The organism is Lentzea sp. NPDC037011 (assembly GCF_055607425.1).
On sequence record NZ_JBVJRT010000008.1, the window covers coordinates 276147 to 296432 of the forward strand.

General features: G+C 71.0%; 22 protein-coding genes and 1 pseudogene. 13 read left to right on the forward strand and 10 right to left on the reverse strand.

Features of this window, described 5'->3' with window-relative positions; all coding sequences use genetic code 11:
* Positions 1–31 precede the first annotated feature (31 nt).
* Positions 32–1237, forward strand: coding sequence for an MFS transporter (locus tag ACZ7CH_RS26065; RefSeq protein ID WP_470375142.1), 1206 nt, complete (start codon positions 32–34; stop codon positions 1235–1237).
* On the opposite strand, the gene ACZ7CH_RS26070 is transcribed toward ACZ7CH_RS26065, so the two are convergent.
* Both ACZ7CH_RS26070 and ACZ7CH_RS26075 read right to left on the reverse strand, forming a co-directional pair.
* On the reverse strand, positions 1147–1971 hold the full coding sequence (locus ACZ7CH_RS26070) for an alpha/beta fold hydrolase (protein ID WP_470375143.1): 825 nt from the start codon (positions 1969–1971) through the stop codon (positions 1147–1149). The two genes, ACZ7CH_RS26065 and ACZ7CH_RS26070, sit on opposite strands and share 91 nt — an antisense overlap.
* On the reverse strand, positions 1968–2651 hold the full coding sequence (locus tag ACZ7CH_RS26075) for an SRPBCC family protein (protein WP_470375144.1): 684 nt from the start codon (positions 2649–2651) through the stop codon (positions 1968–1970). Before ACZ7CH_RS26075 ends, ACZ7CH_RS26070 begins: the two co-directional genes overlap by 4 nt.
* Positions 2652–2759: 108 nt before the next feature.
* Between ACZ7CH_RS26075 and ACZ7CH_RS26080 the strand changes: the two genes are divergently transcribed.
* The gene (locus ACZ7CH_RS26080) at positions 2760–2939 is read left to right on the forward strand and encodes a hypothetical protein (RefSeq protein ID WP_360395404.1); all 180 of its coding nucleotides are present in this window, start codon (positions 2760–2762) and stop codon (positions 2937–2939) included.
* On the opposite strand, the gene ACZ7CH_RS26085 is transcribed toward ACZ7CH_RS26080, so the two are convergent.
* Positions 2918–3151, reverse strand: coding sequence for a zinc-ribbon domain-containing protein (locus tag ACZ7CH_RS26085; protein ID WP_470370232.1), 234 nt, complete (start codon positions 3149–3151; stop codon positions 2918–2920). The two genes, ACZ7CH_RS26080 and ACZ7CH_RS26085, sit on opposite strands and share 22 nt — an antisense overlap.
* A 91-nt stretch (positions 3152–3242) precedes the next feature.
* Here ACZ7CH_RS26085 and ACZ7CH_RS26090 point away from each other — a divergent pair, with 91 nt between their 5' ends.
* From ACZ7CH_RS26090 to ACZ7CH_RS26120, 7 genes are all read left to right on the forward strand, one after another.
* Positions 3243–3749 carry a GNAT family N-acetyltransferase gene (locus ACZ7CH_RS26090; protein WP_470375145.1) on the forward strand — a complete coding sequence of 169 codons (507 nt, stop codon included), beginning with the start codon at positions 3243–3245 and terminating at the stop codon, positions 3747–3749.
* 35 nt (positions 3750–3784) lie between these two features.
* Positions 3785–4375 carry a nucleotidyltransferase family protein gene (locus tag ACZ7CH_RS26095; RefSeq protein WP_360395409.1) on the forward strand — a complete coding sequence of 197 codons (591 nt, stop codon included), beginning with the start codon at positions 3785–3787 and terminating at the stop codon, positions 4373–4375.
* A complete protein-coding gene (locus tag ACZ7CH_RS26100) occupies positions 4338–4586 on the forward strand; it encodes a BON domain-containing protein (protein WP_360395410.1) in 249 nt (82 codons plus the stop codon). Before ACZ7CH_RS26095 ends, ACZ7CH_RS26100 begins: the two co-directional genes overlap by 38 nt.
* Positions 4583–5305: a metallophosphoesterase family protein gene (locus ACZ7CH_RS26105; RefSeq protein ID WP_470375146.1), complete on the forward strand. Its 723-nt coding sequence runs from the start codon at positions 4583–4585 to the stop codon at positions 5303–5305. Before ACZ7CH_RS26100 ends, ACZ7CH_RS26105 begins: the two co-directional genes overlap by 4 nt.
* Positions 5302–7059 carry a thiamine pyrophosphate-requiring protein gene (locus ACZ7CH_RS26110; RefSeq protein ID WP_470375147.1) on the forward strand — a complete coding sequence of 586 codons (1758 nt, stop codon included), beginning with the start codon at positions 5302–5304 and terminating at the stop codon, positions 7057–7059. Before ACZ7CH_RS26105 ends, ACZ7CH_RS26110 begins: the two co-directional genes overlap by 4 nt.
* Positions 7056–8006 carry a TIGR03557 family F420-dependent LLM class oxidoreductase gene (locus tag ACZ7CH_RS26115; protein WP_360395416.1) on the forward strand — a complete coding sequence of 317 codons (951 nt, stop codon included), beginning with the start codon at positions 7056–7058 and terminating at the stop codon, positions 8004–8006. The genes ACZ7CH_RS26110 and ACZ7CH_RS26115 overlap by 4 nt, the downstream gene beginning before the upstream one ends.
* Before the next feature lie 108 nt (positions 8007–8114).
* Positions 8115–8780, forward strand: coding sequence for a DUF6766 family protein (locus ACZ7CH_RS26120; protein WP_470375148.1), 666 nt, complete (start codon positions 8115–8117; stop codon positions 8778–8780).
* A gap of 140 nt (positions 8781–8920) precedes the next feature.
* Here ACZ7CH_RS26120 and tuf read toward each other — a convergent pair whose 3' ends face one another.
* The gene (gene tuf, locus ACZ7CH_RS26125; protein WP_470375149.1) at positions 8921–10102 is read right to left on the reverse strand and encodes an elongation factor Tu; all 1182 of its coding nucleotides are present in this window, start codon (positions 10100–10102) and stop codon (positions 8921–8923) included.
* Between the two features lie 200 nt (positions 10103–10302).
* Positions 10303–11175, reverse strand: coding sequence for a LysR family transcriptional regulator (locus tag ACZ7CH_RS26130; protein ID WP_360395421.1), 873 nt, complete (start codon positions 11173–11175; stop codon positions 10303–10305).
* Positions 11176–11245: 70 nt separating this feature from the next.
* Between ACZ7CH_RS26130 and ACZ7CH_RS26135 the strand changes: the two genes are divergently transcribed.
* The 4 genes and pseudogenes from ACZ7CH_RS26135 to ACZ7CH_RS26150 all read left to right on the forward strand — a co-directional run bounded on the left by ACZ7CH_RS26135 (position 11246) and on the right by ACZ7CH_RS26150 (position 13385).
* Entirely contained in the window at positions 11246–12283 is a 1038-nt protein-coding gene (locus tag ACZ7CH_RS26135) for an FAD-binding oxidoreductase (protein WP_470375150.1), read from the forward strand.
* Between the two features lie 102 nt (positions 12284–12385).
* A pseudogene (locus ACZ7CH_RS26140) lies at positions 12386–12481 on the forward strand (hypothetical protein); the annotation flags it as partial.
* Positions 12482–12635: 154 nt separating this feature from the next.
* The gene (locus ACZ7CH_RS26145; protein ID WP_470375195.1) at positions 12636–12836 is read left to right on the forward strand and encodes a hypothetical protein; all 201 of its coding nucleotides are present in this window, start codon (positions 12636–12638) and stop codon (positions 12834–12836) included.
* A 165-nt stretch (positions 12837–13001) separates the two neighbouring features.
* A complete protein-coding gene (locus ACZ7CH_RS26150; protein ID WP_360395424.1) occupies positions 13002–13385 on the forward strand; it encodes an STAS domain-containing protein in 384 nt (127 codons plus the stop codon).
* 22 nt (positions 13386–13407) lie between these two features.
* Here ACZ7CH_RS26150 and ACZ7CH_RS26155 read toward each other — a convergent pair whose 3' ends face one another.
* The 5 genes from ACZ7CH_RS26155 to ACZ7CH_RS26175 all read right to left on the reverse strand — a co-directional run bounded on the left by ACZ7CH_RS26155 (position 13408) and on the right by ACZ7CH_RS26175 (position 20281).
* Positions 13408–14553 (reverse strand): glycosyltransferase, encoded by a 1146-nt coding sequence (locus ACZ7CH_RS26155; protein WP_470370239.1) that lies wholly within the window; start codon positions 14551–14553, stop codon positions 13408–13410.
* 54 nt (positions 14554–14607) lie between these two features.
* Positions 14608–15681 (reverse strand): nucleotide disphospho-sugar-binding domain-containing protein, encoded by a 1074-nt coding sequence (locus ACZ7CH_RS26160; protein WP_470375151.1) that lies wholly within the window; start codon positions 15679–15681, stop codon positions 14608–14610.
* 91 nt (positions 15682–15772) lie between these two features.
* Complete coding sequence (locus ACZ7CH_RS26165; RefSeq protein WP_458430455.1) at positions 15773–16696, reverse strand: hypothetical protein; 924 nt, start codon at positions 16694–16696, stop codon at positions 15773–15775.
* Between the two features lie 143 nt (positions 16697–16839).
* Positions 16840–19599 carry a helix-turn-helix transcriptional regulator gene (locus ACZ7CH_RS26170; RefSeq protein WP_470375152.1) on the reverse strand — a complete coding sequence of 920 codons (2760 nt, stop codon included), beginning with the start codon at positions 19597–19599 and terminating at the stop codon, positions 16840–16842.
* A gap of 253 nt (positions 19600–19852) precedes the next feature.
* Entirely contained in the window at positions 19853–20281 is a 429-nt protein-coding gene (locus ACZ7CH_RS26175; protein ID WP_360395434.1) for a very short patch repair endonuclease, read from the reverse strand.
* Positions 20282–20286: the final 5 nt, after the last annotated feature.

The window sequence follows — 20286 nt, forward strand, 5'->3', positions numbered from 1 at the left end:
TCAGGGCCAATCAGCGTCCTACGGTCGTTCCATGACCCGGCGACTCGCGTACGCGCAGCTGACCAACTCGATCGGTGACGGCGGCTTCCTCGTCTGCTCGGCCCTCTACTTCACGCTCGTGGCCGGCCTGAGCCCGGCGCAGGTCGGCCTCGGCCTCACCGTCGCGTGGGGCGTTGGCGCGGCGGCCGGTGTCGCACTCGGCTCGCTCGCCGACCGGTGGGGGCCGCGCACCACCGCGGTCGTGCTGGCGGCGCTGACCGCGGCGAGCATCGGCGTTCTGCTCGTCGCACGGGGCCACCTGGCGTTCGTGCTGGTCATGTGCCTGTACGCGAGCTTCCAGAGCGGGTTGCAGGCGGCCAGGCAGGCGTTGCTCGCGGGACTGACGACGCCCGAGGAGCGCACGCGGGTGCGGGCGCGGATCCAGTCGACGGCCAACGCGGGCATCGCGATCGGCGCGGCGGCGGGCGGGTTCGCGCTGCACCTCGGCACGGAGCTCGCCTACACGGCGGTGTTCGCGCTGGACGCCCTGAGCTTCCTCGCCGCCGCGGCGATCCTCGCGACATTGCCGGAGACCGCGACGACCCGTGCACCCGGCCGGTTCGAAGTGCTCAGGGACCGGCCATACGCGCTGGTCACGCTGGTCAATGCGGTGATGCTGCTGTACATGCCGCTGCTCAGCCTGGTCATCCCGCTGTGGATCGTGCAGCGCACCGAGGCGCCGACGTGGCTCGCGGCCGCGCTGCTGGTCCTCAACACCGCGGCCGTCGTCCTGTTCCAGGTCCGCATCGCCCGCCGGGCCACCGGGCTCACGCGGGCCGCGAGGCTGGTGCGGCACGCCGGGCTGGTGCTGGGCGCGTCCTGCGTGGTCTTCGCGGCCACGGCGTTCGGCATCGGGGCGTGGCCCGCGGCGGCGCTGCTGGTCGCGGCCGCCGCGCTGCAGGTGCTCGGCGAGATGATGCTCGCCTCCGGGGCCTGGGAGATCGGCTTCTCCCTCGCGCCCGCCGACCGCCAGGGCCAGTACCAGGGCTTCTTCGGCACCGGCACGGCGGTCGCGCGCATGGTCGGTCCGGCGCTGCTCACGACCGTCGTGCTCGGGTGGGGGAGCCTCGGCTGGCTGCTGGTCGGCGGGCTGTTCGTGCTGGCCGGCTACGCGATGGGACCGGCGGTGCGCTGGGCCCGCGAGAAGAACTCGACCAGCTCCGGCGCCATCACCGACGACCTGTACATGTGCGTCTGACCGGCCAGCGTGCGGTGCTCGGCGCCCTTGACGACCTCCGCGACGTTCTTCATCGCGTTGCGGAGGTACACGGGCGACTTGCCGCCGTCCATCGCGAGCGTCGGCACCTCGACGTGCCAGCGGTCAGCCGGCAGCGGCTCGCCACGGCCGTCGTCGCCGAGGATGCGCAGGTCCCACGGCAGCGTGTGCGCCACGGCCTTGAGCTTCTTCCACACCGGCGTCAGCTTCATGACCGCGACGGCGAAACCGGGCGTGCCGACGAGCTTCATGAACGACGACAGCGCGCCGGACCGGTCGCCGCGCGCGATGAGGTCGTCCACCGTCCGCACGTAGTCGGCGGGACGGGCCGGGTGGGTGTCGTCCACGACGAACGGCGCCTCGTAGACCGCGAGCCGGGTGATCGACGGCAGCCTCGACGCGGCTTCGAGCGCCAGCACCGCGCCGGAGGAGACGCCGAAGACGAACGCGGACCCGCCGGCCTCCCCGATGACGGCCTCGATGTCCTCCACCTCGCGCTCCAGCGACCACGGCGTGGCGCCGTCCCCGGTCTCGCCCCGGCCGCGGCGGTCGTAGGTGTGGACGGTGAAGTCCTTGTCCAGCACGGACGCGAGCTCCGTGCTGGGCCCGAACCTCCGATGGCACAGTGCGCCGTCGACGAGCAGCAGCGCGGGACCGGAGCCGGTGGTCGAGCAGGCGACCTGCGTGCCGTCGGCCGAGGTGGTGAAGCGGGTCATTTCTGCTCTCCCAGGGTGTTCTCGAACCAGAGCTGCCAGTCCTGTTCGGACTCGTCGCCCGTGAAGACGTGGTGCGCGGCGATCATCGGGCCGTGGAAGCCGCGCAGGAAGCGGTACATGCCGTTCTCGGTGCGCAGCCCGAGGGTGTGCGAGTTGCGGTGGTACTCCACGGCACCGGGGAGCTTCGCCTCGATCGCGTCGTCGAGCCTGCGCCACGCCTCGTCCCAGTCGGTGACCGCGGGCCCGAAGACGGTCAACGGCTGCGCGGTGCGGCCGGCGAAGTGGCCCAGGTACTCGACCAGCGTGCGCCAGAACAGCGCGCCGCCCAGCCGCATCGCCTCGAACTCGTCGGCCCAGTCGTCGCCGGGCAGGAAACCGCTCGTGACCATCCGCAGCACCGTGCTGCCGTGGTCACGGCCCTCGACCAGGAACTCGTAGGCGATGAACCGGCCGTCCCCGGCCTTGCCGCTGTCGTGCGCGAAGTGCTTCGGCGGGTCCCACGCGGTGACCTCCGAAGTCGGCCGGTAGGCGCCGAAGGCCATCGTGACCTGGCCGTTCCGCACCTCGTTGCGGCCCATGTACCACGAGTCGATGCCCGGCCCGGTGGCGATCGCCTCCCAGACCTCGTCGACCGAGGCCGGTACCTCGGCGCTGTCGGTCGCTTCGAACGCGTGGCCCATCAGCTGCTCTCCCTCTCCTGCGGCATGGTGTCATCCTGCCGCCGAAGAAACTTGTCGTCAAGAAGAAAAAATTTGTCGGCTAAGGGAGTGCAGGCGTAGGCTCGGAGGATGGCTGACGGTGATGACCGTCCCGGTCCGCTCGGTCGCGACGAGCGGCTGGCCGTGGACCTCGGCGACGCCGGTTCGAGTGCGTGCTTCCTCGACCTGGTCTGCCCCGAGTGCGGGCGCGTCACCACCGACGCGGACGCGCCCGGCTGCGCCGCCTGTCAGACGCCCGCGCCCAGCTGATGCGCGTGGGTGGAGCTGATGTCGTAGGCGACACCGCAGAACGTGCACTGCATCCCGTACTTGCGGCTGATCGTGAACAGCGGGATGAAGAAGACCGTGGGCTTCGTGACCCGGCGCGTGAGGCTGTGCGCCGCCTGGTGACCGCAGTGACCGCACACCAGCGTCAGCATGACGAGCTGCTGGACCGTCGTTCGCCAGCCGAAGATGACCATCCGCGTGCTCCCTGGGGGTTGGGGTTGTCCCTATGACGTCCCGCGGGCCCGCTGAGTTGCAGCCGGTCCGCCATCTTCAGAAGGTGGACAGGTGGACGACCTGTTGCGACCCTGGCGGCCCGACGACGCCCCCGTGCTCCTCGCCGCCGCCCGCGAATCCCTGATGGACCGCCAGTTCACCACCGAGATCACCTCCCTGGAGGACGCCGTCTCGTGGATCGACCTGCTCGCCGTGCGGCGCGTGGACGACGTGGCCTACACCTTCGCCGTGCTCCTGGACGGCGAACCGGCCGGGAACATCGCCGTGTCGAGTGTGGAACGACGCCACCAGACCGGCTGGGTGTCGTACTGGGTGCGCGAGCACGCACGCGGCAGAGGACTCGCGACCCGCGCCTGCCGCGCGGTCAGCGACTGGGCGTTCACGGAGCTCGGGCTGTTCCGCCTGGAGCTCGCCCACCGGGTGGACAACCCCGCCTCCTGTCGCGTGGCCACCCGCGCCGGCTACGCGGTGGAAGGCGTCGAACGGGGCCGGCTCCTGCACGACGGGCAGCGGTTCGACGCGGAACGGCACGCCCGGCTCGCCACTGATCGGGTGTGAGGTTCACCGCGCGGGCAACGCGGGTAACCGCTGACATGAGCGACGTGCAGGACGAGTTGCTGCGGACGCTGACCAAAGTCGCGAACGCGTTACGCAGCGAAGGGATTCCATTCGCCCTGACCGGAGGGTGCGCCGGCTACGCGCGCGGCGGCCCGACGAGCGAGCACGACGTCGACCTGCTCGTGCGCGAGCAGGACGCGACGGAAGCCGTGCGGGTGCTGGTCGCGCGCGGGCTGAGGGCCGCGGAACCGCCGGAGGACTGGCTGCTGAAGGTCTACGACGGCGACTCGCTGGTGGACCTGCTGTTCCGGCCCAACGAGCGGCCCGTGACCGACGACCTCCTCGCGATGGCCGAGGAGATGCCGGTCGGTTCGGTCATGCTGCCGGTGATGCCGGCGACGTACGTGCTGATCAGCAAGCTGCTGGTGCTCGACGGGCACCGCTGCGACTTCAGCGAGCTGCTGCCGTTCGCCCGCGCGCTCAGAGAGCAGATCGACTGGCAGCAGGTGCGCGACGAGACCAAGAACTCGCCGTACGCGGAGGCGTTCCTGGTGCTCATCGAACGCCTGGACATCATCGGGAGGGACCATGGGCTCCGAGCAGTACCTCGCGGCGAATCTGCGTAGGGCGGTCGCGGAGGACCCGAGAACGGCCGAGCTCGGTGTGCGCGTCACCGTGCGCGGCGACAACGTGATGCTCTCCGGCGACGTCGCGTGCGCGGACCGCAAGGCCGCGTTGGAGGAGGTGCTGCACGAGGCAGCGCCCGAGCTGACGATCCTCAACGACGTGCGCGTGACACCGGCCGGTGAACCGGAGGGTGAGGAGGACCTGCGATGATCCGGATCGCCGCCGTCGGCGACGTCCACCTGGGCGAGGACATGCGCGGCCACCTGCGGCCCGCGCTGGAGAAGGTCGGCGAGCACGCCGACGTGCTGCTGCTGGCCGGTGACCTGACCCGGCACGGCACGGTCGCCGAGGCCGAGGTCGTCGCCGACGAGTTCGCGGACCTCCCGGTGCCCGTCATCGCCGTGCTCGGCAACCACGACCACCAGGACGACAAACCGCTCGAAGTCACCAAGACGTTGCAGGACAAGGGCATCCACGTCCTGGAGGGCACGACCTTCGAAACGCGCATCAACGGCTGCACCCTCGGTGTCGCCGGGGTGAAGGGCTTCGGCGGCGGGTTCGCCGGCAAGTGCGGCAGCGCGTTCGGTGAACGCGAGATGAAGGCGTTCATCCAGCACACCTGCGACATCGCCGGGACGCTGGAAAGCGCACTGTCCGAACTGGACACCGACATCAAGGTGGCGCTCACGCACTACGCGCCGGTGCCCGACACGTTGCGCGGCGAGCCACCGGAGATCTACCCGTTCCTCGGCTCGTACCTGCTCGGCGAGGCGATCGACAAGACCGGCACGCACCTCGCGATCCACGGGCACGCGCACTTCGGCACCGAACAGGGCATGACCCCCGGCGGCGTACGGGTCCGCAACGTCGCCCAGCCGATCATCCGCTCCGCCTACGCGGTGTACGTGCTCGAAGGGGCGTCGGCATGACCGTCGGAGACTTCATCGTGCAACGCCTGCGCGACTGGAAGGTCGCGCAGGTGTTCGCCTACCCCGGTGACGGCATCAACGGCATCGTGGCCGCGTTCGGCAAAGCGGACAACGACCCGAAGTTCATCCAGACCCGGCACGAGGAGATGGCCGCGTTCGCCGCCGTCGGCTACGCCAAGTTCAGCGGCGACGTCGGCGTGTGCCTCGCGACCTCGGGACCGGGCGCGATCCACCTGCTCAACGGCCTGTACGACGCGAAGCTCGACCACGTGCCGGTCGTCGCGATCGTCGGCCAGACCGCGCGCACCGCGCAGGGCGGCAGCTTCCAGCAGGAGGTCGACCTGCACGCGCTGTTCCGCGACGTCGCCTCGTTCCTGATCGACGTCACGGTGCCCGAGCAGCTGCCGAACGCCCTCGACCGGGCGTTCCGCACCGCCGCCACCGAACGCGCGCCTGCCGTGGTGATCATCCCGAACGACGTGCAGGAACAGGAGTACGAACCTCCCAAGCACGAGTTCAAGCACATCCCGTCCAGCCCGCCGTCCCGGCCGTCGTCCGTCGTCGTGCCTGCCGACGACGAGGTGCGCCGCGCCGCCGAGGTCCTGAACAGCGGCTCGAAGGTCGCCATCCTGATCGGTCAGGGCGCGCGCGGTGCCGCCGCCGAGGTCGGCGAGGTCGCGGAACTGCTCGGCGCCGGCGTCGCGAAGGCGTTGCTGGGCAAGGACGTCCTGTCCGACGACCTGCCGTACGTGACCGGGTCCATCGGCCTGCTCGGAACACGACCGAGCTACGAGCTGATGCGCGACTGCGACCGGCTGCTGATCGTCGGGTCGAACTTCCCCTACTCGCAGTTCCTGCCGAAACCCGGTGCCGCGCGGGGAGTGCAGGTCGACGCCGACGGCAGCACCATCGGCATGCGCTACCCGACCGAGGTCAACCTCGTCGGTGACGCCCGCGCGACGCTGCGCGCCCTCATCCCGTTGCTCGAACGGAAGACCGACCGCTCGTGGCGCGAGACGATCGAGAAGAACGTCGAACGCTGGTGGGAGGTCCTGGAACGGCAGGCGCTCGTCCCGGCCGACCCGGTCAACCCCATGCGGATCGTGCACGAGCTGTCCCAGCGCCTGCCGCACAACGCGATCGTCACCGCCGACTCCGGTTCCGCGACCAACTGGTACGCGCGCCTGCTGAAGATCCGCGGCGACGTGCGGTCCTCGCTGTCCGGCACGCTGGCCACCATGGGCTGCGCCGTGCCGTACGCCCTCGGCGCCGCGTTCGCCCAGCCGAACCGGCCGCTCATCGCACTCGTCGGCGACGGCGCGATGCAGATGAACGGCATGGCCGAACTCCTCACGCTGCGGCACCACAACATCCGCTGCGTCGTGTGCGTGTTCCACAACAACGACCTCAACCAGGTCACCTGGGAACTGCGCGCCATGGGCGGCGCCCCGAAGTTCGAGCCGTCCCAGGACCTCCCGGACCTCTCGTACGCGCAGTTCGCCCGGTCCATCGGCCTGCAGGGCATCGAGGTCGACGACCCCGACCAGCTCGGCCCCGCCTGGGACACCGCACTCGCCCACGAGGGCACCACCGTCCTCGACGTGCGCTGCGACCCGGACGTGCCACCGATCCCGCCACACGCCACGTTCGAGCAGATCAAGGACATGACCGAAGCAGTGCTGCGCGGCGACCCCGACGCCTGGGGCCTCATCACGCGCGGCCTGCGCACCAAGATCCAGGAGTTGCTGCCGTGAAGCTCGGTTACTTCCTCTCCTCAGAAGAACACGGCCCGCGCGAGCTGGTCCGCAACGCCCGCCTGGCCGACCAGCACGGCTTCGAGGCCCTGTGGATCTCCGACCACTACCACCCGTGGAACGACGAACAGGGCCAGTCCCCGTTCGTCTGGGGCACCATCGGCGCCCTCTCCGAAGCCGTGTCCATCCCGATCACCACCGCGGTGACCTGCCCGACCGTCCGCATCCACCCGGCCGTCATCGCCCAGGCCGCCGCCACCGCCGCGGTCCAGTGCGAAGGCCGCTTCGTGCTCGGCGTCGGCAGCGGCGAGGCCCTGAACGAACACGTCCTCGGCGACCACTGGCCGTCCGCCGACGTGCGCCTGGAGATGCTGGAGGAGGCCATCGGCATCATCCGCACCCTCCACCAGGGCGAGGAGCTCACCCACCACGGCAAGCACTACACCGTCGAGAACGCCCGCATCTACACCCTCCCCGACCGCCCGGTCCCGATCTACGTCTCCGCCTTCGGCCCGAAAGCCGTCCGCCTCGCCGCCCGCGCCGGCGACGGCTACATGTGCGTCGGCCCCTCCGGCGACCTCCTGGAGAAGTACCGCGCCGAAGGTGGCCGCGGCCCCTCCCAGAGTGCGCTCAAGGTCTGCTACGCACCGTCCGAAGAGGACGCCGTCACCACCGCGCACCGCCTGTGGCCCAACGACGGCCTGCCCGGTGAGCTCGCCCAGGTCCTCCCGACCCCGCGCCACTTCGAACAGGCCTCCCAGCTCGTGACCCCCGACATGATCCGCGAGTCGATCCCGTGCGGCCCCGACCCCGAGCGCTACGCCGAGAAGGTCAAGGAGTTCGTCGACGCCGGGTTCGACGAGCTGTACGTCCAGCAGATCGGGCCCGACCAGGAGGCGTTCTTCGAGTTCTGGGCCAAGGAGGTCGTGCCGCTCCTCGAGGTGTGAGCGGGCTGCTTTCGCGGTTGGTGCCGCCCTTCGAAGTCGGAGCCGGTCCACGAAGTGTGGGCCGGCTCCTCGAAGTTTGAACGGTCCACCGCCGGGAACACGGGTCCCATGAGGAGGTTCTGGCGCGAGCACAGCCTGACGCTCGTCTTCGGCGGGCTCTTCCTCGCCGCACTGGTCGGTCAGCTCCTCGCGGGCCACGCCGACCACAACGACCGCCAGGCCGCGCTCGGCCAGCCCCTCCTGACCCTCGGCTCCTACCTGGTCTCCGCGGACTTCCTCGTCGACGTCGTCGAGAACTGGCAGTCCGAGTACCTCCAGTTCTTCCTCTACGTGTGGGCCACCGTCTGGCTCGTGCAACGCGGCTCCCCGGAGTCCAAACCCGCCGACAAGACGGGCCCGGGGTCCGACGAGGACCAGCAACTCGGCGCCCACACCACCGAGTCGTCCCCGCGCTGGGCCCGTGCCGGCGGCTGGCGCACCTCCCTCTACTCGAAGTCGCTCGGTCTCGCGATGCTGACGCTGTTCCTCTTCTCGTGGACCATGCAGTGGGTCGCCGGGTGGTTCGCCAACAACTCCGACCCGCTGGCCACCCGGATGGGACTGTTCGAGTACTTCCTGAGCTCGGACTTCTGGAGCCGGTCGTTGCAGAACTTGCAGTCGGAGTTCCTGGCGATTGCCTCCATGGCTTTCTTGAGCGTCTACCTGCGGCAGCGCGGATCACCGGAGTCGAAGCCCGTCGGGGCGCCGCACTCGGTGAGCGACCGGTCGGGGTGAGGGCACGGCGGGTCAAGTCCGCCGGGCGCAAGAACCCCCCAGCCACCTGCCAAAACAGGCGGGCGTGACGAGAGCCGGAAGCCCTCGTCACGCCCTCCTGCCAGGCAGCGCGACCACCTTCTCGGGCCGTCGCCGCCGCCTTAGGCGAGGATCTCGCCGACCGTGCCCGCGCCCACGGTCTTGCCGCCCTCGCGGATCGCGAACCCGAGACCGGTGTCCATCGCCACCGCCTTGCCGAGCTCCACGGTGACCTCGACGGTGTCACCGGGCAGGGCCGGCGCGTCGAGGTGCACCACGCCCACCACGTCGCCGGTGCGGAAGTGGAACTGCGGGCGGTAGTTCGTGGCGATGCCGGTGTGCCGGCCGCCCTCCTCGTGCGACAGCAGGTACACCGACGCGCGGAAGCGGGTGTGCGGGGCGACGGTGCCGGGCCGGGCCAGGACCTGGCCGCGGCGGACGTCGCCGCGGCGGACGCCGCGCAGCAGGACCGCCGCGTTGTCGCCCGCCTGGGCCTGGTGCATCGGCTTGCCGAAGGTCTCGATGCCGGTGGCGACGGACGTCACCGCGGCGCCGAGGCCGATCACCTCCACCTGGTCGCCCAGGCCGAGCACGCCGCGTTCCACCGCGCCGGTCACGACGGTGCCGCGGCCGCTGATGGTCAGGACGTTCTCGACCGGCATCAGGAACGGGCTCGTCACGTCCCGCTCCGGCACGGGGACGTGGGTGTCCACGGCCTCCAGCAGCGCCAGCACCGACCGCGTCCACACCGGGTCGCCCTGCAGCGCCCGCAGGCCCGAGACGCGCACCACCGGGGTGGCGTGGCCGTCGAAACCGTAGCGGGACAACAGGTCGCGGATCTCCAGCTCCACCAGGTCGAGCAGCTCGGGGTCGGTGACCGCGTCGGCCTTGTTCAGCGCCACCACCACGTGCGGCACGCCCACGCGCCGCGCCAGCACCACGTGCTCGCGGGTTTGCGGCATGGAGCCGTCCTCGGCGGAGACCACCAGGATCGCGCCGTCGAGCTGCGCCGCACCCGTGATCATGTTCTTCACGTAGTCGGCGTGGCCGGGCATGTCGACGTGGGCGTAGTGCCGCGTCGGCGTCTCGTACTCGACGTGCGCGATGTTGATGGTGATGCCGCGGGCCAGCTCCTCCGGGGCGCGGTCGATGCGGTCGAACGCGGTGAAGGACGTGGCCGACGGGTCCACTTCGGACAGGACCTTGGTGATGGCGGCGGTCAGGGTGGTCTTGCCGTGGTCGACGTGACCCATCGTGCCGATGTTGAGGTGCGGCTTGGCGCGCACGAACTCCTGCTTCATCATTCCCTCGAGAACACAGCCGGGTTGCCCAGAACCGATCGACCACCACGACCCTCCCCCAGCGGTCCTGGAGGAACGGACTGGAGAAGGGTCAGAGTCGGGCGCCGACCGGCTGTGCCGAGGCGACGGCGAGCGCGCCCGCAGGAACACCTGCGTGCATCGCGTTCTCAGCCGTCACGAACATGCCGCAGATCGTGGCAGACTCACAGATCCGCTGTCACCCGGTTTTCCGCGAGCCTGATCAACGCCCGCGCGGCCGGGCTGTGCGGGCCGCCGGTCCGCCACGCCAGCGCCAACCGGCTGTGCGGCACCGGGTCCGTGATCCGCACCGGGTGCAGACCGGACACCATCGAGCCCGCCAGGATCGCCGGCCCGAGACCGCGCTGCGCCAGCGTGATCACCATCGGCGGCGCCGAGGCCTCGAACGCGATCCGCGGCCGCCGCGCGCCGCAGGCCGCGTCCAACGCCCCGCGCAGGCCCGTCCCGACCGGCAGGCTGATCAACCCGCGTTCCAGCAGCTCGTCCAACGGCACCGATTCCCTGCCGTACCAGGGATCTGACTCCGACACCGCCGCCACGAGCGGCTCGTCGGCCAGCACCCGCACCGACAACCCGGCCGGCGTCCCTCCCGCGTACCCGACGAGCGCGAGGTCGAGCCGTCCCTCCACAAGAGACTCGACCAGCTCGTCGGAGTTGGCCTCCGCCAACGTGATCTCCACGCCCGGATGCGCCGAGTGGAACGCCGACAGCAGCTCCGGCAGGTCCTCGATCCCGCACGACACCACCATCCCCACCCGCACGGTCCCGCGCACCAGCCCGGCCAGCTCCTCCACGGTCCGCCGCGCCGACTCCACCGACCGCAACGCCGCCCGCGCCAGCGGCAGCACCGCCGCGCCCACGTCGGTCACCGTCACCGACCGCCCCGACCGGTCCAGCAGGTCGTGCCCGAGCTCGCGCTCCAGCCGCCGGATCTGCGCGCTCACCCCGGGCTGCGCGACGTGCACCCGTTCCGCGGCCCGCGTGAACGACCCCTCCTCGACGACCGCGACGAAGTACTCAAGCTGCCGAAGCTCCATAACGAATGATTCTAGTCATGAGCACAACCAGCTCTTGGACATATAACCGCAGCTCAACAACGATGAGATCATGCACATCCTGCACCCAGGAGACGCCGGCTACGACGACGAGCGCAGCGGCTTCCAGACCGGCCTGCGCCACGAACCGCAGGTCGTCTTCGCCGTGGAGACCGTCGACGACGTCGAGAAGGCGGTCGAGTACGCCGACACCAACGGCCTGCCGTGCGCGGTGCAGGCCACCGGCCACGGCCTCACGACCCCCACCACCGGCGTCCTCATCTCCACCAGGCGGATGAACGCCGTCCACGTCGACCCGGACCGCCGCACCGCTACCGTCGAGGCCGGCGCGGTCTGGCAGCAGGTGCTCGACGCCGCCGCCCCGCACGGCCTCGCCCCGCTCAGCGGTGACGCGGCCGGCGTCGGCGTCGTCGGCTACACCCTCGGCGGCGGGTACGGGCTGCTCGCCCGCGAGTTCGGCCTGGCAGCGGACCGTGTCCTGGGCACGACCGAGGTCGGCGATGTTGTGACGACGATGGAGTTCGAGCTTCTGCCTGTGAACCGGGTTCACAGCGGTGAGATGTACTTCGACGCGACACACGCGGAAGCGGTGTTCGACGCGTTCCACGGCTGGGACCTGCCCGACCACGTCACACCGCAGCTCGCCACCATCGCGTTCCCCGACCTGCCGATGCTCCCGCCACCGCTCCGGGGCAGGAACACCGTGCGCATCACCTTCGCGAGCACGCGGCCGTTCGACGTCGAGGGCCTGAAGGTCGCGCCACGCCTCACCGAGGACTTCGGTGTGAAGCCGTTTCACAAGGCGCTCGGCGCACAACTGCCGCCACACACCTACCAGGGCGACAACGTGCTGCTCGGCGAACTGCCCGCGGAGACGTTGCACAGCGTCCGCGTGAAAGCCGCCACCGCCGACGTCCCGATCTTCCTCGGCCTCCTCCCGCTCGGCGCCGGCATCGGCGGGCCCGCCTCCCACCTGCTCAAGCTGATCTCACCGAGGCTGGGCGCCGAACGGGCGCACGCCGAGGTGTTCGACCTGGTCCGGCCCTTCGTCGTCGGCCGGTCGCGCAACTTCCGCTTCGCCGTGCGCTGACGACCATGACGCCCTCGCCGACGTCCGGCGCACGGCACCCGACCGCAGGAGCAGGAACGCAGGCGGATCGCCTGGGACGTCCACGACGACACCCTCCAGGTCATGATCGCCGTCGGCCTGCGGCTCCAGCTACTCGCCCGCACGCTCCCCGACGAGCACCGCCACACCGCCGAACAGCTCGACGACGACGTGCGCGAGGCCGTCGTGCGCGAGGCCGTCGACCGGCTGCGCGACCTGGTCCTCCAGGTCCGCCCGCCCGGCATCGAACGCGGCCATCACCGCCCTCCGCATCTGCCAGGAGGCGCTCACCGACGTCCGCAAGCACGCGCGGGCCGCGGCGGTGCTCGTGGACATGTCCACTGTGGACCTGGGCTTCCTCGTGCGGGTGACCGGCGACGGCGTCGGACTGCCCGCCGGCGCCCAGGTAGCCGGGCACTTCGGGCTGGTCGAGACGCGCGAACACGCCGAGGCGGCCGGTGGCCGGTGCACCGTCGTGCGACCGCCCGACGGAGGGACCCTCGTGGAGTTCTGGCTGCCGGATGTGCGACCGTGATCTCCGAGCGCCGACCGGGGAGGCAGGGCGGTCGCCGCCGTTCGACGGAGGGGTTTGCAATAGGTTGTGGTCCGAAAGCAACAGCCGTAACGTCGATGACGCAGCCGGGTTCAGCAGCGTGCTCGGAGTCAGGGTCATACGCGCTTCGGCCACCGGGGAGTGCTGGTGAACGAAGATCAGTTCAATGAGTCGCCGCTGCTGACCGTGCGAGCGGACGAGGTCGCCGGGGTGGTGGTCGTCGCGGTGGAGGGTGAGATCGACGTCGACACCGCGGACGTCGTGCTGGACGCGCTGCGCCTGGGCTTCGAGACGAGCGGGTCGGCCCTGGTCGCCGACCTGACCGAGGTCAGCTTCTTCGGGTCGACCGGCATCTCGACCCTGATCACCGCCCACGAGCTCGCCGACGAGCACGGCAAGGACCTCCGCGTCGTGGCACCGCACCGGGCTGTGCGCAGGCCGTTGCAGGTCACCGGGGTCGCGGACGTCCTCCTGCTGCACGACTCGGTGCCGGAGGCCCTCACCGCGCTGAAGCCGGTGCCCAGCGAGTGACCCCCGCCGGGCACCCGCGCGCCTAACCGGCCAGGTCGACCAGCCTGGGCACCACGTCCGCGGGCGACGGCATCGCCGCGATCTCCAGCCGGATGCGCTCCACGGCGTCGTGCACGGCCGCGTCGTTCAGCAGCTTCGCCGCCGTCTCGTGCACGGCGTCGGCGGTGAACTGGTCGTCGACCAGGTGGGAACCGAGGTTCTCCGCCGCCACCAGCTCGCCGTTGCGGAACTGGTCGGCGCCCTGCGGCAGCACGAGCTGCGGCACCCCGGCCGTCATGGCGCTCACCGTGGTGCCGCTGCCGCCGTGGTGCACGACGAGATCCGCGTGCGCGAGCAGATCCGCCTGGGGCACCCACGACAGGACGTGCACGTTGTCCGGCACGCCGTCGACCAGCGACGCCTCCACCAGCGGTCCGGTGGCGACGAGGACCTCGGCGTCCAACCGGGACAGCCCGGCGATCGCGCGCTGGATCAGCTCAAGACCCGCGAACGCCGTGCCGAACGTCAGGTACACCAGCGGCCTGCGGTGTTCGAGCACCCAGTCCGGCAGCGGCTGCGGCTCGGCGAACGGCACCGGCCGCACCGGGATGCGCTCGACGCCCCTCAGGTGGTCGAGGTCCTGCAACGACGGCGGGAAGATGTCGAGATAAGGCGAACCGAGACCGAAGTTCTGCCCATTCGGCAGCGTTATGCCGAGTTCCGCGAGGTACGCCAGCAACGGGTCCACCATGGTCGCCGGGATCATCTGGTCGTCGACCTTGCCGAATCCGTGGCACACGGTCGGAATTCCCGCCTGCATGGCCGCGATGCCCGCACCGGGGTTGATGATCTCGAAGACGACGAGGTCCGGCTTGTCCCTTTCCATGACCGGCGCCAGGTCCTGGGCGTAGGCGCGGGGGAGCACCGAACCGAAGGCGTCCGAGGCGGTCTGCCGCAGCATGTCGCGGGTGAACCGGTCGGTGCCGTGCAGGCTGTTGGCCTGGTGGAACGCGTCGAAGATGCTCAGGCCCGCATCGACGACCGTGAACCCCAGCGGCGCCAGCGGGGCGTGGAAACCGGAGTCCACGGCGTAGAGGACGTCATGTCCCTGCTCGCGGGCGGCGACCGCGAGCGGGAGCAACGGATAGGTGTGTCCGTGCGAGCCCAGGCTCGAGAAGAGAATGCGCACGCGATCACAGTAGGTGCTGCCCCGTGGAACCGGGTGCGGTTCAGCTTGCTCGATCTAGGTGATGATGTTTTCCCATTCGGCGGCAATATTGGCGGGTGAAGGCATCTTCGCGAGTTCGGTGCTCACCTCCAGCGCGGCCGCCTGCAGAGCCGGGGCGGTGATCAGCGCGGTCAGCAGTTCCGGGGTGACGTCACCGGCCGCCGCCTTCAGCCCGGCGCCGCGCTCGGCGACCGCGGTGGCGTGCACCGTCCGGTCGCCGGGGCCGGGCTCGACCAGCTGCGGGACGCCCGCGGCCAGCGCCGCCAGCAGCGTGCCCGCGCCGCCGTGGTGGACGATGCCGTCGCAGAACGGCAGCACCGCCGGGACGGGCACCCAGCCGGTGGTGCGCACGTTGTCCGGCAGCCCGCCGGTGCGGTCCGGGCGGACCAGCACGAACTCGGCGTCGACGTGAGCGGCGGCCCGCACCACCGCGGCCATCATCGCTCCGGCACCGGGACCCGGCGCGGTGCTGCGGCTGACGAGGATGCGCGGCGTGCCGGACGGTTCGGCGAGCCAGCCCGGCACGTCCCCCGCGCCGCTGTGCGGCACGAACCGCATCGGCCGGCCACCGGGGAACTCCGCGAGACTCGCGGGAGCGGTGCGCAGAACCGTTGCGGGAGAACGGGTCTCGGCGTCCATACGAGCGCTGACGGCGGCGGTGAGCCGCAGCCCGTCGAACAGCGAGACGTCCTGCACGACCGACGGCACGCCCAGCGCCGAACCCGCGGCGGCCAGCGGTTCGTGCAGCACCACGTCCGGGCGCCAGCGTGCGGCGAGCTCCCGCAACGGTGCCGTCATCGCGTTGCCGACGGCGCCGAAGAGGCGGGAGACGAACCCCAGCTCACCGCTGCCCCGCAGCTCCCTGCGCGCCACCAGCGGGTGCGTGACCACGATCCGGGCCGCGATCCGGCCGAAGTGGACCCCGGCCGGGACGACGTCCTCGACCGGCAGGCCCGACTCCGCGGCCTTCAGCGCCTCACCACCGGTGGCGACGACCACCTCGTGACCGGCCTCGCGCAGCGCCAGCGCCAGCGGCACCAGCGGGAAGACGTGCCCGAGCAGAGGGGCCGACACCACGAGAACACGCATATGGCCAGGTTAGACGCGTTGGGTGAGAGCAGTCTGAGAACAACGCCGCGAGGGCCGTGCCCCTGGGGAGCACGGCCCTCGCGGTCCGGTGTCACTTGGCCATGTCGAACCAGTTGAAGGCCTCGACCATCGGACGGGTGGTGCCGACGTAGCGCGGACCGGTCAGCTCCCAGCGGGTCACCGTGCGGTACGTGCCGGGCTGCAGCGACTCGTCCACCTCGGTGTTCTCGTCGTCCGCGACCGCGACGTACTGCTTGATCGACTTCTTGGTCAGCGTCACGTCGAGCGCCTCGTAGGCGGACTGGGTCTTCAGGTAGTCGCCCTCGCCGTGGTCCCCCGCACGGCCCGGGTCGGCCAGCTTCAGCTGGACCGTGTTGCCGCCGAAGGAACCCGTGGCGGACACGACGGTCACGATGTGACCACCGCTGCGCTGCAGGGACCCGGTCGTCGGGCCCTCCTTGTAGCGGCCGTAGACGAGCTGCAGCGGGCCCTCGTTGAGCTTCTTGGCGAGCTCACCGGCGAAGTCAGGGGAGTTCTTGGTGTCGACCGCGCCCGTCGTGGTGGTCCAGCCGGCGTCACGGGCCGGCTTGGTGGCGATGGTCCACGCCGTGCGCAGGTTCGTGAGGTTGGTGCTGCCGTTGTACTTCGCGTCGACGCCGATCCGGCCGATCGAGTTGGTGATCACGCCGTAGTCGGCCTGGTCCTTCGGGTTCAGGTTGGCGACCTTGGTGGTGATCCAGCCGACCGGGGCGTCCTTCTCGTGAGCCCAGTAGTGCAGGACGTTGTAGAGCGAGGTGGGGCCGCAGTAGGCGCCGCCGTTGTTCTCCAGCCCGGCGCGGAACTGGTCCACGTCGCTCACACCGCACTTGCGGATGGTGAAGTCCGGTCCGGCCAGGTCGGAGGCGCTCACACACGGCGGCGGCGTGCCGATGACCGGGTCGGCCGACGCCATCGGGGCGAAGACGGAGGCGATGGTGGCGGTCGCGGCAGTGACGATCAGAGCGTTGCGGATCATGTCGGTGTCCCCTTCGAGTTCCTGTGTTCCCCTGCGGTGGCACAAGATTCGCCGAGGCGGACCCCCAAGGGCATGAGGGGAGAACCCTCAACCCTCCAGCGCGGAAGTTGGGTGTATCAGGGACACCCCCACGTGCATCTGCTTCAGGCGAGAACGCGGGAGAGGTCCCTGCGACCCGCGATCCCGAGCTTCGTGTAGATGCGGCCGAGGTGGTTCTCCACCGTCTTCGGCGTCACGAACAGCTCCTGCGCGATCTCCCGGTTCGCCCGCCCCGCCGCGGCCAGGTCGGCCACCCGGCGTTCCGAGGCGGTCAACGCCTCCGCACCCACCACGACCTGCCGGCGCGGCCGGTCGCCGAGCGCCTCCAAGGCCTCGGTGGCGCGCGTCCGGAGCACCGCGGAGCCGCACTCACCGGCCAGCTCGATCGCCTTGTGCAGCGGTTCGCGCCCGTCGGAGCGCTTGCGGGCCACCCGCAGCGCCTCGCCGAGGTCGACCAGCGACCGGGCCAGCTCCAGACGGGCGGGGGAGCCCTCCAGAACCTCGACGGACTCCGTCAGCAGGTCCAGGCGCGCGGTGGCGTCGGCGTGGGCGAGCAGCCGCAACGCGGCCCCCACCTCGGTGGCGGCCCCCCACGCGCGGGCGACCTCCAGCTGTTCGGTGGCGAGCTCCACCGCCAGCTCGTGCTCACCCAGCAGCAGCGCGGCCCTCGTCGCCGGTGCGCGCCACGGGATCGTGGGCGGGTCGACGTGCACCTCGTGCATCGCGTCGCGTTGGCGGTAGGCCTCGAACATCGCCTTGCGCGGGTCGTTCTCCGCCAACGCGATGAGCGCGCGCACCTCGTGCAACCAGATCGTCGGCATAGTTGGGCGTGCGTGGGCGTGTGCCCGGTCGAAGGCGTCGATGAGCGACGCTGCTGCTGTCGTGTCGCCACGTTCCAGTGCGGCGTACACGGCGAAGTGGGTGGAGGTCGCGCGCAGGCTGATCACCGTGGACGTGGGGTCCTCCTGGGCGACGGCGGCCAGCGCGGCCTCGGCCTCCGCCTCGACCGCGCGCATGGTGCCTTTGCGCCAGCTCAGGAACGAGGTCGCGTTCGCCACCATCGCGAACTCGATCGGTGAACCGTGGGTGCGCACCTTGAGCCGTGCGCGTTCGATCTCCCGTTGCGCCGTGTCGACCCCGTCCGCGGCCATCAGCGCGAGGAGCGCCACGAGCCACGCGACCATCTCGTCGGTGCTTCCGGTCGCGTCGTCCAGATATGCGCCGTTGGCCAACGCACGCGTCGCGGTCGCGGCCACCTCGTCGTGCGGCCACACCTCGTAGCGGCCCATCTGCGCGAGAAGACCCAGCAGCGTGCGTTCGTCAGGGGTGCCTCCGGCGAGGTGCTGGTAGCTGCTCAGGTGCGCGGACGCGGTCTGGCGCTGGTCCGGCAGGAACGAGCGGAACACCGCGAGCCGTGCCTCCAGGTGCAGCCGCGACTCGCCGACCGGCCGCTGGGCGATGGCCTCGGTGAGCTCCGCTATCGCCGCCGCAGGCCCCTCGACCACCGCCGTCGCGGAAGCAGCGGCGGCCACCAGCTCGGCGTCCGGGAGCCCCGCCGCGGCGGCCTTCAGGTGGCGGTGGGCGTTGACCGCGTCACCGGTGCGCAGCAACGCCCGGCCGAGCTCCGCGCGCAACGCGGCGTCGTCGGGCCGTTCGTCCACGGCCCGTGCGAGGTGTGCGGCGGCCGTACGTGCGTCACCGGCGGCCATCAGCGCCGACGCAGCCTTCCTGAGCACGTCGGCGGCGTTCGGCAGCGTGCCCTTCGGAGCGTGGACGAGGTGCGCGGCGATCCGGTCTGCCGGTGCGTGGGCTTCGGCCAACGCCGTCGCAGCGCGCGCGTGCAACGACCCGCGCGCAATCGGGCCGAGACTGCTCAACACCGCCTCACGCACCACGGGGTGCACGAACTCCAGGTGGTCGCCGGGGACGATCACGTTCGCCGCCACCAACGCCTCGACCGCGGCCGTCAGGTCCTCGGTCCGCGCGAGTGCCGCGGCCTGCCACGGATCTGCGTGCGTGCCGAGAACCGCGACCGCACCCGCGAGAGAGACGGCGTCCGCCGGCAGACGACCGAGCGTGGCGCGGAAGACCGTGCTGGGCCCCAGCCCACCGACCTCCGCCGCCGTGTCCGGGTCGTCGATCGGCAACCCGAGCGCCGCCAGCTCGTCGACCAGCACCCCGGCCAGGAACGGGTTGCCGCCGCTGGCCGCGTGCACGGCCTTCACCACCTCGGCGTGCCCACCGACCAGCCTGCCGATCGCGTCCGGGGTGAGCGGCCGCGGCAGCAACCGGTCGGCCGACATGCTGAGCTGCGCGAGCGGGCCCGCGTTGTCCGCGGGCGGCCGGGTGGCCACGACCAGCGCGATCGGCAGGTCGGAGATCCGGCGCGCCAGGTAGCCGAGGAACCGCAGCGACGACAGGTCGGCCCAGTGCGCGTCGTCCACGGTGATCAGCAGCGGCCGGGTGGAGGAGAGGTCCACCGCCACCCACCACAGCGAGTGCAACGTGCGCGCGAGCTCGGCCTCGCTCGGGTCGAGCGCCGCGTCGTCGAGGGCCCTGAGCGCGGCCCCCGACGGCCCGGCGAGGATCTTCTCCCTCACCTCACCCGAGTAGCGCGAGATCGACCGCTCGACCAGCTGCCGCACGACCCCCCACGCCATGGCGCTCTCCAGGGCGTCGCCGACCGCCTGCAACCGCCCGAACCCGCGCTCCTTGGCCAGCTCACGGCACTCGTGCACGAGCCGCGTCTTGCCGATGCCCGCACGCCCCTCGATGACGACGACACGACCCTCACCACGGGTGGCTGCGTCCAGGGCTTCGCGGATGTGCGCGATCTCGTCATCTCGTTCAAGCGGTTCGCGCACGCAGTGATCGTAGCGGCCCTCCGGCGGGCTACACGCTGGTCATCGGCGTCGCGGACGAGCGACTTGATGCTCCATCGGGGTGAACGCGCATCAGTACACGCAGTCGTCCGCCGACGGCCGCCGCGGGACCGGCCGACAGCATGATCATCTGATTCGGTCTGCCCGCCGCACGACCCGCCCGCCCCCCCATACCGCTTCGGCAGATCACGCCACGACAACCAGGTCTTGGAGGAGGGAAAAGCGCCCGGCTCGATCAGCGCGGTCGCCTGCTCAGCACCACCTCGTGCACGCGGGCGGCCGCGGCTGCGGCGTCCTCATGTTCCCACACGCGCACCGCCAGCCAGCCGGCATCGGTGAGCTTCGCGTCCGTGTCGAGGTCACGGCGGCGGTTGGTCTCGATCTTCGTCCGCCAGAACTCGGCGTTGTTCCTGGGCCACGTGGCGTGCTCGGGGCAGCCGTGCCAGAAGCACCCGTCGACGAAGACCGCGACCTTCGCGCCGGTGAAGACGATGTCGGCCTCCCTGCGCACGCTCTTCAGGGGCCGGCGGTGCACGCGGTAGCGCAGGCCCGCGGCGAACAGCGCCCTGCGCAGCTCGATCTCGATCTGCGTGTCGCGGGACTTCTGCTTGCTCATCCGTGCCCGCACACCCGGCGCGGTCTCGAGCGGCTCCACGGAGGCCATTCTCC